We start from the raw sequence: 14,018 nt of genomic DNA, 5'->3' as shown, positions 1-14,018 counted from the left end.
ACCGAATTATGAAAACAAAAATATTATCTCTTGCAATCGCTTTTATGGCAGTTAGCTTAAATGCGCAAGTGGCGATTCCAATGCCAAAACCAGGTCCAGCACCGACGGTTAATTTAGGAAAATCGAACGAATTCAAATTAAAAAATGGTTTAACAGTTATAGTTGTTGAAAATCATAAATTACCACGAGTTTCTGCAACATTAACCATCGATAATCCACCATTTGCATTAGGTGCAAAAAAAGGAGCAGAGTCTTTGTTGAGCGAAATGTTAGGAACAGGAACGAAAACAAAATCCAAAGATGATTTCAATAAACGTATTGAGTTTTTAGGTGCTCGTGTTAACTTTTGGGAAGAAGGAGCTTCTGCAAGTTCTTTGACTAAATATTTCAATGAGATTTTTGGTTATATGGCAGATGGAGCTATGAATCCAAACTTTACTGAAAGTGAATTTGCGGATGTTAAAAAACGCTACATCGAAGGTTTAAAATCGAATGAAAAATCTGTAGAAGCTGCAGCATCTCGCGTTTCGAATATATTAGTTTATGGAAAAAATAATCCTTTCTCAGAATTTGATACACCAGCCCAAATTGAGAAAATTACATTGCAAGATGTGAAGGATTACTACAATACCTACTACAAACCAAACAATGCTTATTTGATTGTTGTTGGAGATATCTCGACAAAAGATGTAAAAGCATTGGCGGAGAAAAACTTTAATTCTTGGCAAGCAGGAAAATTAAATATTCCAGCATTTCCAAAAGTAGAAGAGGTTACAAAAACGGAATTAAACGCGATTAATATGCCTAATGCAGTGCAATCTGTGGTTTCGGTTTCGTATCCAGTTCAGTTAACGAAGAAAGATCCAGATTATTATGCAGCGTTAATTGCGTCGTCTATTTTAGGAGGAGATTTTAATTCGAAATTGAATATGAATCTTCGTGAAGCGCATGGTTGGACATATGGTGCACGTGGGGGAGTTTCTGATTCTCGTTACGTTGGGCGTTTCAATACAAATGCGACAGTTCGTAATGAAGTGACGGATTCTGCAATCGTTGAAACGATGAAAGAAATCAAAGGAATGACGTTAAACAAAATTGATCAACAAACGTTGAATGATGTAAAAGCGAAATTCTTAGGAAACTTTATTTTGACTTTAGAAAGTCCTTCTACGGTTGCTAATCAGGCTTTAACGAAAAAGACAAATCAATTATCAGATAGTTTTTATGCAGATTATATCAAAAATATTAATGCTGTAACAATTGATGATGTATTACGCGTTTCGAAAAAATATTTCCGTCCAGATCAAGCAAAAATCAATGTAACAGGGAAATTAGAGCAAATTGCGCCAGCTTTAGAAAAGTTAGGTTACCCAGTTAATTATTACGATTCTTTTGGAAATAAAACTGATAAACCAACATCTGGTGCAAAAACTACAACCGTTACTGTCGCTCAAATTACAGATAATTATTTCAAAGCTATTGGTGGCGCGGACAAAGTGAAAGCTGTAAAATCGATTGCTCAAAAAGGAAAAATTGAGATGATGGGAATGCCTGGAACTTATACAAAAAAGGATTTAGCTCCAAACAAGTCTATTACGGTTATGAGTATAGGTGGAATGAATGTTACACAAGCTTTTGATGGTGAAAAAGGATTTGTTATACAAGGACAAAAATTTGATTTACCAGCTGAATTGACAGCACCTTTAAAGAAAACAAATTCTTTATTTGTACCATTGTCAGAAGGGTATAAAACGGCTAAAGTAGAAGGAATCGTTTCTGAAAACGGAGTTGAATATTACAAAGTTGTTGCTGCAGATATTTCTCGTACAGATTTTTATGATGTAAAAACTGGTTTGTTAATGAAATCTGAGCAAAAAATGAAATCTCCACAAGGTGATATGATTGCAACGACAATTAACAAAGGATATAAAACGTTTGATGGAATATTAATGCCTTCTGAAATGATAACAGAAACTGGTCCACAAACGATCAAAATTATTATCGATGCAACAGAAATTAATAAAAACGTTTCTGACGCAGATTTTAAATAACAATTCTTTTAAATATTTTTCAAATTAAAAGGCAATTCGTATTTTTCGGATTGTCTTTTTTTATGTCACTATTATGAATAAATACTTTTTTCTAATTATAATCTTGATTTCAAGTTTGTGTTTTGCACAGTTACCAAAAGGTAATACTTTTATTTATGAGTTAAGTTCTGATGTAGAATTTAAATCGTCAAAATCTTTTGATTTGATAAAATCAACTTCGAATCCTGTTGAATATATTTATACGTATAACGGAGAGCAAGCTTTGTTTGTTCCGATTGAAAAGTTGAATAATTCCCAAACTTTAGAAATTGATATGGTACAAATTTTTGTAAGAGCAAATGGTATGTTTTATTATGATTATAAAAATCAATTTATATCGAATAAAAAAAATCTAATGAATAAAGAATATCTTGTGACTTCAAAGTTTGATGATTTATACTGGATTGATTTGAACGAAACAGAAGAAATAAACGGAGTTCTTACCAAGAAATATAATACAAAACGTAAAGATAAAGGATTAAAAGAGGATAAAATTATTACTACAACTATTTGGGTTGACGAAACATATTCTGATAATATTGCGCCTTTTGGATTGATGGGTTTGAAAGGAATTATTGTTAAAGCAAACTTTAATGGAGGAAACAATTTAATTTTAAAACGAATTGAAACAAATCCTTTAAAAGAAATAAAACCACTTAACGCAAAAAATGAGGTAACTAAAGAAGAATTTCAAGAAATTATAGACCAACGTATGCTTGAATATCGTAGAAAAAGAGCAGAAAAACTTGAGATTAATAACTGAAAATTATTTTTAAAAATGAATAAATCTTATTTTTGAGAAAATTTTAATCAAAAAACAAAATATATAATGGCAACAATCAATTGGCAAACGGTAAAGGAGTACGAAGATATCACGTTCAAGAAATGTGATGGTGTAATGCGTATTGCGTTTAATCGTCCTGAAGTTCGTAATGCATTTCGTCCGAAAACTGTTTTCGAATTATTAGATGCTTTTCAATTAGCAGAAGAAGACCGTGAAGTTGGTGTAATTTTATTGACAGGAGAAGGACCATCTGCAAAAGACGGTGGTTGGGCTTTCTGTTCTGGAGGAGATCAACGTGTTCGTGGCGCAAAAGGTTATGAAGGACAAGATGGTGTTGGACGTTTAAATATTTTAGAAGTTCAGCGTTTGATTCGTTTTTCGACTAAAGTTGTTGTAGCTGTGGTAAACGGTTGGGCAGTAGGTGGAGGACATTCTTTGCACGTGGTTTGTGATATGACATTGGCTTCTAAAGAGCACGCAATTTTCAAACAAACTGATGCAGATGTAGCTTCATTTGATGGTGGTTATGGTTCGGCTTATTTGGCAAAACAAGTTGGTCAAAAACGTGCTCGTGAAATCTTTTTCTTAGGTCTTAATTATTCTGCACAAGAGGCTTACGATATGGGAATGGTGAATTTAGTTGTTCCGCATGACGAGTTAGAACAAGTTGCTTTTGATTGGGCACAAGAGATTTTAACAAAATCGCCAACAGCAATTAAAATGTTGAAATATGCATTCAATTTGGTAGATGATGGTTTAGTTGGACAACAAATTTTTGCAGGTGAAACAACACGTTTTGCATATGGTACAGAAGAGGCTGTAGAAGGTCGTAATGCATTCTTAGAAAAACGTCCAAGAGATTTTTCTAAATTTAGATAAGAAAATTTTCAAAATATAAACGAAAAGCGATGTTTAACATCGCTTTTTTTATTTCTATAAAATCAATTACTTTTACTCAAAACCTAATTAATTTGTGATAATAGATTTTCCTGTATCCATTGAAATTTTTGGACATTCAGTCTTAATTCATCCTATTCTCGAATCGGTCGGAATTTTTATTGCGATGCGTTATTAAGCATTTCTACGAAAACGAAACAAATCAAGTTTATCGATAACACAATCGTTTAGTATAATTATAGGCGCTTTAATTGGTGCACTTTTGGGATCTAAAATAATTGGAACATTAGAAAATCCGCAAGCTCTTTTGGATGCAAAAAATCCTTTTCTCTTTTTCTGGACAAGTAACACAATCATAGGTGGTTTAACCTTTGGTTTAATTGGTGTAGAACTCACAAAAAAGATAATTAGATACAAAGAAAGTACAGGAGATTTGATTACTTTTCCTTTGATTTTAGCGATGATAATTGGACGAATTGGTTGCTTTTTAACAGGCATTTATGAACAAACATATGGAATAGAAACAACATCTATTTTCGGAATGGATTTAGGCGATGGATTGTTACGTCATCCGGTTGCTTTGTACGAAATTGTTTACCTTATTTTGCTTTGGATAGTTTTAAAAATCGTTCAGAAAAAATATATTTATCCTTCTGGATATTTGTTTCAAATCTTTATGCTGGCTTATTTTGTGTTTCGTTTCTGTTTAGATTTTATCAAACCAATACATCCCATTTTTTTAGGATTAAGTTCTATTCAAATTACTTGTGTTGGTGTTATTTTTTATTATATCTTTAAGTTATCACAACTTAAATCTAACTAATGGAATCTTTATTTACAATTGTTTTTATTTTACTTCTTATTGGTTCTGTACTTTCTGTAGCAGGTTTTATTTTGTACTTATTTACAAAGAATAAAAATGAGATAGAAAGTGTAGAAATGTCTCTAAAACTAATGGTTTGGGGAATAGGGATTTTACTTGCTTCGGGTTCAATTTGTGGCTTAATTTTAATTGGAAACTAATATGATATATTCAGTAATATTTGCAGAAGGAGGATTTGGAAACGATTTTATTTATGTTATTATAGCAATTTTAGCAGTAATTGCACTTATTGGAGGCGCTGTTGGAACAGTAATTTCGCTAATCATAAATTCTATTTCTGGAAAAAGTAAATCTTCAAAATACTATTTAATGATTTTTGGAATGTGTGCATTGGTTACACTTATTATTTCAGGAATGGTTTGTGGATCTATGTAAACATCGTACCTTTCATTAAAACTTAAATCTACTTAAAACTTATATTATGCCGGTTAGAAATTACACGTATTACGATTATACAATTTCACTTTGTCCAGAATGTTTAAAACGTGTTGGTGCAAAAATTATTATCGAGGACGAGAATGTTTTTATGACAAAACGTTGTCCAGATCATGGTTTCTTCAAAACAAAAATAGCAACGGATGTCGATTATTATAAAAACATAAGAAATTACAATAAAGCATCAGAAATGCCTTTGCATTTTGAGACAGATGTAGAATATGGTTGTCCGTACGATTGTGGTTTGTGTGTCGATCACGAGCAACATTCGTGTTTATCAATTGTTGAGGTGACGGATCGATGCAATTTAACGTGCCCTACTTGTTACGCCATGTCATCGCCACATTACGGTTCTCATCGTAGTTTAGAGCAAATAGAAGCGATGTTTGATACCATTGTTAAAAATGAAGGCGAACCCGATGTGGTTCAAATTAGTGGCGGAGAGCCAACAATTCATCCACAATTTTTTGAGATTATGGAAATTGCAAAATCAAAACCAATTAAACATTTGATGTTGAATACAAACGGAATTAGAATTGCGAATGATCCAGGTTTTGCAGAAAAATTAGCAACTTATGCACCAGAATTTGAAGTTTATTTACAATTTGATTCATTTAAAAAAGAAGTTTTAGAAGATTTTCGAGGAAAAGATTTGACAGATGTTCGAATGAAAGCTTTAGAAAAATTGAATGAATTAAATCTTTCTACAACTTTGGTTGTTGTTCTTCAAAAAGATAAAAATACGGATGAAATTGGAAAAATCATCGATTTTGCTTTAAAACAAAAATGTGTGCGTGGAGTTACTTTTCAACCTGTAGAAATTGCAGGCCGAAACAGAGAAGACTCTATTCATGAAAAAATTACCTTAACGGAAGTTCGTCAAGAGATTCTGAATCAATATCCTCTTTTCAATGGAGATGATATTATTCCGGTTTCGTGTAATCCTGATGCTTTGGCAATGGGATATATGTTAAAATTAAATGACGAGGTAATTCCGTTAACACGCTATATAAATCCTGCCGATTTATTGAATAACGAATCAAAAAATACAATTGTTTACGAACAAGATGAAGAATTGAAAGTACAGTTGTTGGATATTTTTAGCACAGGAATTTCTGTGGATAAAGTACAACCAAAAATGAATCAGTTGCTTTGTTGTTTACCAGAAGTTTGCGCGCCCGAATTGGATTTAGATTACGATAATTTGTTCCGAATAATCATTTTGAATTTTATGGATGCACATGATTTTGATGTTCGTGCTGTTAAAAAGTCTTGCGTACATATCGTCAACAAAGATTTGAAATTAATTCCATTCGAAACAATGAATTTATTTTATCGTGACGAAAAAGCTGCTTATTTAGAAGAATTGAGAAAAGAGGATAAAGTGTTGTTTTAGATGATGATGACAAATTGCTTATTTTTTGGAGATAGTATTACCTACGGCGAATATGACGGGGTTTTGGGAGGTTATGTAGAAATTTTGAAACGTTATTGCCATGCTGAGTTTTATAATAACAATGCAAACGAAGTCAATTGTTTTAATCTCGGAATAGGAGGAGAGACAACAGAAGGTTTAATGAAACGATTTGAAGTTGAGACAAAAGCGCGCTTTTCTCCTGACGAAAATCTAATTTTCTTTTTTTATGGCGCAAATGATTTAGCTGAAAGAAATGATTTAGAATTGGTTTCTCTTGTTAATTTTGAATCAAATCTTTTTGAAGTAATTTCTCAAGCAAAAGAATTTACAGTTAACATTTATGTGATAAGTATTTTACCAATCTCTAAAACGGTTGATGGAATAAAAGTTCCTAAACGTAAATTTCGTACGACTCAAAAAATTGAATTATACAATCAAAAGCTAAAAGAATTAGCACTTCAAAATCAAATAGAATTTATTGATATTTTCTCACGTTTTAATTCAACTAAAGAAGAATTTCTTTCAAAAGATGGTATTCATCCAAATGAAAAAGGATATCAATTTATCGCAAATCAAATCAAACCGATTGTAGAGAAATATTTGTAAAATCTATTTTTGTTGAATTTGACTTCTGTAATAAGGAATGATATAATCTTTAAAAAATAAAAAAGTCATTGATCCAGCTATACATGTAAATGGTGCGTTTTGGCTTGTTCCAGTTGGTGAGATCTAAGAAATTAATAATCCAACTAAATATCCGCATAAAGCGTAATAACCAATTTTCAGAATTATTCTTAATGCTTTGTTTTTCATTTTATTAGTGTTTTAATGAAGATATGGTTTTTATTGATAGTAAACAAAATAATCTTTATTCATTATAAATAACTCATTTTGGTTTTGTAACTTTGTTCGCGAAAGTTTATGGTAATTTTTCAAATAAAAAATTAGTATTAACAAACGAAATTTTCTTCGGGGCAAGGCGAAATTCCTTACCGGCGGTTATAGTCCGCGACTCCTTTAACAACTGTTATTGGACTGATTTGGTGAAACTCCAAAACCGACAGTATAGTCTGGATGAGAGAAGAAAATTGAACACAACTGAAAGTCATGAGTGATAAGTGTTAAGTTCTGAGTGAAAAACTCATGACGCACAACTTTGAGCTTATTACTTAACAATGTGTTTCGCCCTGAAGTGATGTTTCATGATAAAACAAAAATCAAATGAAAACAATCACACAATTTGGCTCAACAGCCAATGAAAGAATTGCAAATGCAATAAAAGATCTACAAAACGGAAAAGGAATTTTATTAATTGATGATGAAAATCGTGAAAACGAGGGTGATATCATTTTTCCTGCTTCCACAATTACTGCGCCTGATATGGCTTTATTGATTCGTGAATGTAGCGGTATTGTTTGTCTGTGTCTTACACAAGAAAAAGCAGATGAATTGGAGCTAAATCCTATGGTCGAAAACAATAACTCACGTTTTCATACTGCATTTACAGTAACTATTGAAGCAAAAGAAGGTGTAACAACTGGTGTTTCTGCAGCCGATCGTATACAAACGATAAAAACAGCAATTAATCCAATTGCAAAACCGACTGACCTTAATCGACCTGGACATGTTTTTCCTTTAATTGCTCGTCCAAAAGGCGTTATGGAACGTCGAGGACATACAGAAGGAAGTATTGATATTGTGAAATTAGCAGGTTTAGGAAATGAAGCAGTTTTGTGCGAATTGACAAATGTTGATGGTACAATGGCGAAAGTTCCGCAAATTATAGATTTTGCCGAAAAACATGAAATGACTGTTTTGACAATTGAGGATATTTACGAATATCGTCTTCAATTAGAGGAGAAAAAACAATTAGAATTCGCTTAAATTAAACAATAAAATATATCATAAACTTTCAAAAATCTTCGGGTAGAAATACGTGAAGATTTTTTTTGATTTTATGCAAATTTATTAACTCAAATCAAGTGTGTTTTGAATAAAATCAATGTACATTTAAAAACTTAAAATTCAAATTACAAAATGACATCAGAGGAGAAAATTCCATCCGTTTGGAAAAATAAAGAATTTATTCCATTCATATTTTTAAGGTTTTCCTTAATCTTTGCTTTATTCATTCAGAGTACGTCTGTTGCGTACGAAATTTTTAAAGTCACTCAGAAAGAAATTTTTCTTGGATTAATTGGTTTAGCCGAGTTTTTACCAATTCTTTTAACTGCTTTTTATGCGGGACAATTGGTCGATAAATTGGATAAACAGATGATCTTGGTACGAAGTATTGGTTGTTTTATGACCGCTTCTTTTGTATTGATGATTGTTAACTTTCCGTCTGTCAGAGAAGCAATCGGAATTCCTGTTTATTTGGGAATCTGTTATTTTGCATTTTTCATTTTAGGATTGACAAGATCTTTTAGTGGACCAGCTTTATTTGCACTTTTAGCTTTAGTTGTTCGCAAAGAAAATTACACAAAAGCAATTCCAGTTTCTTCGTCTGCATTTATGATTGGATCAGTTCTAGGGCCTTTGGCAGGAGGAGTTATTTTAGCAAAATTTGGTATTGAAGCTGCTTTGATAACTGCTTTTACAATTATGTGTATTTCGATGGTGATGATATTGTTGATCTCTAAAAAACCAGCAGAAATATCTGAATCAGAATCGACAGAATCGCCAATGACACGTATCAAAGAAGGATTGAGATTTATATGGGGAACACCAATTATCTTAGCTGTTTTGAGTTTGGATATGTTTGCGGTTTTCTTTGGTGGAGCAGAATCGTTGTTGCCAGCTTTTGTAGAAAAAGTACTGAATCAAGGTTCTGAAGCTTTTGGATTATTACGTTCAGCACATGGAATTGGATCGATTATAATGATGTTTTTCTTGTCGATGATTCCAAGTTTATTGAAAGGAAATGTTGGACCAAAATTATTGGGAGCAGTCGCAATGTTTGGAGTTTGTATTATTTCTTTTGGATTTAGTCAAAATCTGTATTTATGTTTTGTGATTTTGATGTTTGGAGGAGCTTTTGATGCAATTTCGATGGTAATTCGTCAAAGTATTTTACAAATCAAAACGCCCGAAAATTTGAAAGGTCGTGTTTCATCTGTTAATTCAATATTTGTGAGTTCTTCTAACGAATTAGGAGCTTTAGAAAGTGGAATTGCTGCAACATTTTTAGGGTTAGTTCCTGGAATTATTTTTGGCGGAACGATGACAATTTTAACCGTAATTTTAATTGCATTTTTCATCAAACCTATTCGAAAAGTAACTTTAGAATAAAATAATTTACTTAAAAAAATAGACAATAAGGCTTTTGTTAATTTTTAAAGTCTATTTTTGCAATAAACTGTTCAGAAAATGTTTAAATATTTATTAATTACTTTTTGTACTTTATTTTTAATTTCTTGTTCGACAGATACTTTTGAAGAAGATTTAGTTGAATCGAATGAAAATTTGTTTCCAACAAGTTATTTTTCTAATCGTTATTTTTTTGATGATTTTGATAATCTTTATCAATTTGATAGTATTCAAATTATTTATGATGAGGAAAATCGTCCTATTGAGAAGAAAGTTAAGTATTTATTATATTCGTTAAGGGATCAGAAAGTAAATTATATCAATGATTCTGAGTATGAAATTATAGAGAATGGTCAATTAATAGAAACAGGAAATTATCAGCTAAAACTATATTACAAACACAAAATCATTCAAAAAATTTGGTCTGAAAAAAATGGCATTGTAACGAAATATGATTATCAACCAATTGATGGTGATACAGTTTTGACTTCGGTTCAAGAATTTAAAGATAATAGATTAGTTGCTAATGAAACTTATACATGGGACAGAAATAATAAATATCCACATGTAACAAATTTGGATAGTATTGTAAGAACTGATATTATTGACGATGACAATTTGATAAGAACTGTAACAAAATTTGAATATGATAAATATCAAAATCCATTTATTAGATTAGGAATTTTTGATGATATTAATTATAGACATTTATCGTTTAATAATTTTATCAAGAAAAGTATTAGGATTACTAATAAAGATAATGTGCAGATGTTTAAAAATGTTTTTAATTGCGAATTCAAATATAAAAACGGGAAAGTAGATTTAACGAAATAACACAAAGCGAATCAAACGATTCGCTTTTTTGTTATCTTTAAGAAAATAATTATCAATGAAATCTATTGTTTACTTTTTACTTTTAGGATTTGGTTTGTTGAGTTGTAAGCGAGAATTATCGTAAGAAGAACGCGATAAATTGCGTCAAGATTCGATTAATCAAAAGATTTTGGCAATGGGAATGAATGCAGATTCTTCGTTTTCTTATAGAAAGTACGAGAAAGATTTAGAAAAAAAAATTGAAGATGATTCTGTAAAACCTGAGTTGATCTTTATCCCTTTTTCTGATTATCAATTTATTTTTTACAACGATTCAGTTACATATTTTTATTATAATAAGTTTCCTTACGATAAAATCTGTGGAACTGAAGCTTTACAGGATTCTAATGATAAAAAAATAACGGAGTTATTTAAAGTTAAAAAGAAAGATCTAATTCTAATAAAATCAGATACAATAATTGATTTTATTAAAAGAATAGAACAGAAAACTGAAAAAGATAAAAGAATTCCAAAATCTATTGTCATAGGAATAAATAAAGATTCAATTAAAAGTAAAGAGCTTCAAAAATTAAGAAATTATTTGATAAATACTAAATTACGCTACATTTATCGTCCGCTTTCAACGCGCGAACGTTTGGTAGCCGATGCGAAATTCAATAATACTTCCGAAGATTTTTCTAAAGTAAATTGGGATAGCGCTTATCACGAGGATTATAAGAAGTTTTATCCAGAAAACTAAAGCGTCAATCCTTCCAAATCATCAATGGTTCCGTTGTAGATATTCACATCAACTTTATAACGTTTTACGCCATCTATGGTTGCTTTTTCGGTAAATTGCCAAAAATCCCAATGACCTTTCATTTCTTGCACCCAAAAATTGTAATTGGCAATCCAAATAATGTAACCATCAAAATGATCTTGTAAATAATCTTCGAAATATTTGTCCGACGTATAAATAATCGGTTTGATATCGTAATGCTCTTCAACAATTTTGCACCAATTCTTGATTCCTTCCACCAAACGATCCATAGATTGAGTTTTCGGTAAGGTTTCAATATCCAAAACTGGAGGCAAATCACCATTTTCTAATTTTACTTTTGCGATAAAATTTTGTGCTTGTAAAGTAGAATTTTCGTCTGGACGATAAAAATGATAAGCACCACGCAAAATATTATTTTCTTTTGCACCTTCCCAATTATCTTCAAAAGTCTCATCAATAGACGAAGTTCCCATTGTAGAACGGATAAAAGCAAAATTTATCGGATACAAATTGTAAATCGTATGCATTTTCGTCCAATCAATTTTTCCTTGATAATGCGAAACATCAACACCAAAAGTTTTGAGATAATATTTATCCATCACCTCAATATTTCGGATATCAAATTTTGTAACTTTATCATCAACCAATTTTTCACCTTTCAGCGATTTTTCTACAACCGAAAAATAGTAATGAATACCATGACGATAACGATATGTAAAATAAACAACGCACAAAATCAGTAAACTAATCACATAAGTCGAAAGTTTGATTTTTTTTAATGTACTAAAAATAGATTGTTGTGTTTTCTTTTTACGAGGCATTTTAGTAGTTGAAATAGATAAATTCTATGCAATATTACTTCAATTTTCGATGATAAAAAAAGTAAAATCTTCATTATCTTTGTTCAGTATGAAAAAATGGATATTAGCCGCAAGGCTTCGCACATTACCACTTTCTTTGAGTGGATTATTATTGGCTGGATTTATTGCAAAATCAGAAGGAATTTTTCGAAATGATATATTTTTCTTATCTCTTTTAACAACTTTGGCTTTCCAAATTTTATCAAATTTCGCGAATGATTATGGCGATGCGGTAAAAGGAACGGACGCAAATAGAGTAGGAGAGCAGCGTGCTGTAGCATCTGGATTGATAACTCAAAACCAAATGAAAATAGCTATTGGAATTATGGTTGCAATTTCTTTAGCTTGCGTTTCAGCATTGTTGTATGTATCTTTTTATCCAAATGATATGAAATATATTTACATTTTTCTTGGACTGGGAGTTGCGTCTATTTTTGCAGCAATGGCTTATACAATGGGAAAAAAACCATACGGATATATTGGTTTAGGTGATGTTTTTGTGTTCTTATTCTTTGGGATTTTAGCTGTTGCTGGTGGAGAATTTTTATATTCTAAAGTTTTTCAATGGCAAATTTTATTACCTGCAGCTTCGATGGGATGTTGGAGTGTAGCAGTGCTAAATTTGAACAATATGCGAGATGTGAAAAATGATGTCAAAAACAATAAAATTACTGTTGCATCAAAATTAGGTTTTCAAAAAAGTAAATATTACCAAATGGCTTTAATGACGATTCCGTTCGCATTAAGCGCATTATATGTAACGATGTCACCACTTAAACAAGGTAAATTATCTGGTTTTGTATTTTTAATTTTAATCTTTTTTGCGAACGCCATTCGTCGTCAAATTTTTGCAGTAAAAGATCCTAAAGATTTCGATCCATTCTTGAAACAAGTAGCAATGTTAGCTTTATTTTTCGCTGTATTATTAGGATATAGTTTAATCGGTTTCGATTTTATTGATACTTTAATTCGTTAATCACAAAAAAATATATAATGAAAATTCAATATTTAGGACATGCCTCGCTTGCGATTGAAGCAAACGGTAAACACATTATTGTTGATCCATTTATTACACCAAATGAATTAGCAAAGAATATCGATTTCGAAAGTTTAAAAGCGGATTATATTGTTATTACGCATGCGCATCAAGATCATGTGTATGATGTGGAAGAATTGGCAAAACGTACAGGAGCTTTGATTATTTCGAATGCAGAAATTGCTTCTTATTATTCGGAAAGAGGTTTAAAAGCACACGGAATGAATACAGGTGGTAAATTTAGTTTTGATTTTGGTTCGATTCAATCTACAATTGCATTTCATTCGAGTTCATTTGCTGATGGAACATATGGAGGAGATCCAAATGGTTACATTATCGAAAGTGAAGGAAAGCGAGTTTACATCGCTGGTGATACAGCTTTGACATACGAAATGAAGTTGATTCCGGATACAATTGGACAACTTGATTTAGCAATTTTACCAATCGGAGATAATTTTACGATGGGGGCAAAAAGTGCTTCTATTGCGGCAGAATACGTGCAAGCAACTAAGGTTTTGGGTTATCATTATGATACTTTTCCACCAATTAAAATTGATAAAGCAGAAGCGAAATCTATTTTCTTTTCGCGTCATATTCAATTGATTTTATTAGAAATTGGCGAAGATTTAACGGTTTAAGAAATTCTTTACAATATATAAAAGCTCGAGATAATCTCAAGCTTTTTTATTGATTTGATCTCGGTTGAAAAAGAT

15 protein-coding genes and 1 riboswitch are annotated in these 14,018 nt (G+C 31.3%); of the genes, 14 read left to right on the top strand and 1 reads right to left on the bottom strand.

The window, feature by feature from the left end; translation table 11 throughout:
• The first annotated feature begins 8 nt into the window (after nt 1–8).
• The 12 genes from N5E64_RS09890 to N5E64_RS09835 all read left to right on the top strand — a co-directional run bounded on the left by N5E64_RS09890 (nt 9) and on the right by N5E64_RS09835 (nt 11,388).
• The gene (locus N5E64_RS09890) at nt 9–2,051 is read left to right on the top strand and encodes a pitrilysin family protein (RefSeq protein WP_280037375.1); all 2,043 of its coding nucleotides are present in this window, start codon (nt 9–11) and stop codon (nt 2,049–2,051) included.
• A gap of 73 nt (nt 2,052–2,124) precedes the next feature.
• On the top strand, nt 2,125–2,853 hold the full coding sequence (locus N5E64_RS09885) for a hypothetical protein (RefSeq protein WP_125350194.1): 729 nt from the start codon (nt 2,125–2,127) through the stop codon (nt 2,851–2,853).
• Nucleotides 2,854–2,919: 66 nt separating this feature from the next.
• Entirely contained in the window at nt 2,920–3,753 is an 834-nt protein-coding gene (locus N5E64_RS09880) for a 1,4-dihydroxy-2-naphthoyl-CoA synthase (protein WP_114999699.1), read from the top strand.
• Between the two features lie 232 nt (nt 3,754–3,985).
• The gene (locus tag N5E64_RS09875; protein ID WP_347881230.1) at nt 3,986–4,594 is read left to right on the top strand and encodes a prolipoprotein diacylglyceryl transferase family protein; all 609 of its coding nucleotides are present in this window, start codon (nt 3,986–3,988) and stop codon (nt 4,592–4,594) included.
• Nucleotides 4,594–4,794: a hypothetical protein gene (locus tag N5E64_RS09870; protein WP_114999701.1), complete on the top strand. Its 201-nt coding sequence runs from the start codon at nt 4,594–4,596 to the stop codon at nt 4,792–4,794. The genes N5E64_RS09875 and N5E64_RS09870 overlap by 1 nt, the downstream gene beginning before the upstream one ends.
• Nucleotide 4,795: 1 nt before the next feature.
• On the top strand, nt 4,796–5,029 hold the full coding sequence (locus N5E64_RS09865; protein ID WP_114999703.1) for a hypothetical protein: 234 nt from the start codon (nt 4,796–4,798) through the stop codon (nt 5,027–5,029).
• Nucleotides 5,030–5,075: 46 nt separating this feature from the next.
• Nucleotides 5,076–6,485, top strand: a complete 1,410-nt coding sequence (locus N5E64_RS09860) for a radical SAM protein (protein ID WP_280037369.1) — start codon at nt 5,076–5,078, stop codon at nt 6,483–6,485.
• 6 nt (nt 6,486–6,491) lie between these two features.
• Entirely contained in the window at nt 6,492–7,112 is a 621-nt protein-coding gene (locus tag N5E64_RS09855) for an SGNH/GDSL hydrolase family protein (protein ID WP_115002005.1), read from the top strand.
• Nucleotides 7,113–7,467: 355 nt separating this feature from the next.
• A riboswitch (FMN riboswitch) is annotated at nt 7,468–7,596 on the top strand.
• A 131-nt stretch (nt 7,597–7,727) separates the two neighbouring features.
• Nucleotides 7,728–8,390 (top strand): 3,4-dihydroxy-2-butanone-4-phosphate synthase, encoded by a 663-nt coding sequence (gene ribB / locus N5E64_RS09850; RefSeq protein ID WP_114999705.1) that lies wholly within the window; start codon nt 7,728–7,730, stop codon nt 8,388–8,390.
• Between the two features lie 153 nt (nt 8,391–8,543).
• Complete coding sequence (locus N5E64_RS09845) at nt 8,544–9,797, top strand: MFS transporter (RefSeq protein WP_280037366.1); 1,254 nt, start codon at nt 8,544–8,546, stop codon at nt 9,795–9,797.
• Between the two features lie 78 nt (nt 9,798–9,875).
• Nucleotides 9,876–10,649 (top strand): hypothetical protein, encoded by a 774-nt coding sequence (locus N5E64_RS09840; protein WP_038332222.1) that lies wholly within the window; start codon nt 9,876–9,878, stop codon nt 10,647–10,649.
• Nucleotides 10,650–10,788: 139 nt separating this feature from the next.
• Entirely contained in the window at nt 10,789–11,388 is a 600-nt protein-coding gene (locus N5E64_RS09835) for a hypothetical protein (protein WP_038332220.1), read from the top strand.
• On the opposite strand, the gene N5E64_RS09830 is transcribed toward N5E64_RS09835, so the two are convergent.
• Nucleotides 11,385–12,230 (bottom strand): glycoside hydrolase family 25 protein, encoded by an 846-nt coding sequence (locus N5E64_RS09830; protein WP_280037364.1) that lies wholly within the window; start codon nt 12,228–12,230, stop codon nt 11,385–11,387. The two genes, N5E64_RS09835 and N5E64_RS09830, sit on opposite strands and share 4 nt — an antisense overlap.
• Before the next feature lie 88 nt (nt 12,231–12,318).
• Between N5E64_RS09830 and menA the strand changes: the two genes are divergently transcribed.
• The gene (gene menA, locus N5E64_RS09825; RefSeq protein ID WP_114999711.1) at nt 12,319–13,245 is read left to right on the top strand and encodes a 1,4-dihydroxy-2-naphthoate octaprenyltransferase; all 927 of its coding nucleotides are present in this window, start codon (nt 12,319–12,321) and stop codon (nt 13,243–13,245) included.
• A gap of 17 nt (nt 13,246–13,262) precedes the next feature.
• Nucleotides 13,263–13,943, top strand: coding sequence for a metal-dependent hydrolase (locus tag N5E64_RS09820; RefSeq protein WP_038332212.1), 681 nt, complete (start codon nt 13,263–13,265; stop codon nt 13,941–13,943).
• Nucleotides 13,944–14,018: the final 75 nt, after the last annotated feature.

This window comes from Empedobacter sp. GD03739 (assembly GCF_029843245.1).
GTDB classification, from domain to species: domain Bacteria; phylum Bacteroidota; class Bacteroidia; order Flavobacteriales; family Weeksellaceae; genus Empedobacter; species Empedobacter falsenii_B.
The sequence above is the reverse complement of the archived record's forward strand: the minus strand, read 5'-3'. Positions and strand labels throughout refer to the sequence as shown.

Bases quoted from the DNA above. Each gene is read 5' to 3' on its own strand.
- N5E64_RS09840 (WP_038332222.1), top strand. From the start codon at position 9,876: ATGTTTAAATATTTATTAATTACTTTTTGTACTTTATTTTTAATTTCT.
- N5E64_RS09860 (WP_280037369.1), top strand. From the start codon at position 5,076: ATGCCGGTTAGAAATTACACGTATTACGATTATACAATTTCACTTTGT.
- N5E64_RS09885 (WP_125350194.1), top strand. From the start codon at position 2,125: ATGAATAAATACTTTTTTCTAATTATAATCTTGATTTCAAGTTTGTGT.
- N5E64_RS09820 (WP_038332212.1), top strand. From the start codon at position 13,263: ATGAAAATTCAATATTTAGGACATGCCTCGCTTGCGATTGAAGCAAAC.
- menA (WP_114999711.1), top strand. From the start codon at position 12,319: ATGAAAAAATGGATATTAGCCGCAAGGCTTCGCACATTACCACTTTCT.
- N5E64_RS09855 (WP_115002005.1), top strand. From the start codon at position 6,492: ATGACAAATTGCTTATTTTTTGGAGATAGTATTACCTACGGCGAATAT.
- N5E64_RS09890 (WP_280037375.1), top strand. From the start codon at position 9: ATGAAAACAAAAATATTATCTCTTGCAATCGCTTTTATGGCAGTTAGC.
- N5E64_RS09845 (WP_280037366.1), top strand. From the start codon at position 8,544: ATGACATCAGAGGAGAAAATTCCATCCGTTTGGAAAAATAAAGAATTT.
- N5E64_RS09865 (WP_114999703.1), top strand. From the start codon at position 4,796: ATGATATATTCAGTAATATTTGCAGAAGGAGGATTTGGAAACGATTTT.
- N5E64_RS09870 (WP_114999701.1), top strand. From the start codon at position 4,594: ATGGAATCTTTATTTACAATTGTTTTTATTTTACTTCTTATTGGTTCT.
- N5E64_RS09880 (WP_114999699.1), top strand. From the start codon at position 2,920: ATGGCAACAATCAATTGGCAAACGGTAAAGGAGTACGAAGATATCACG.
- ribB (WP_114999705.1), top strand. From the start codon at position 7,728: ATGAAAACAATCACACAATTTGGCTCAACAGCCAATGAAAGAATTGCA.
- N5E64_RS09830 (WP_280037364.1), bottom strand. From the start codon at position 12,230: ATGCCTCGTAAAAAGAAAACACAACAATCTATTTTTAGTACATTAAAA.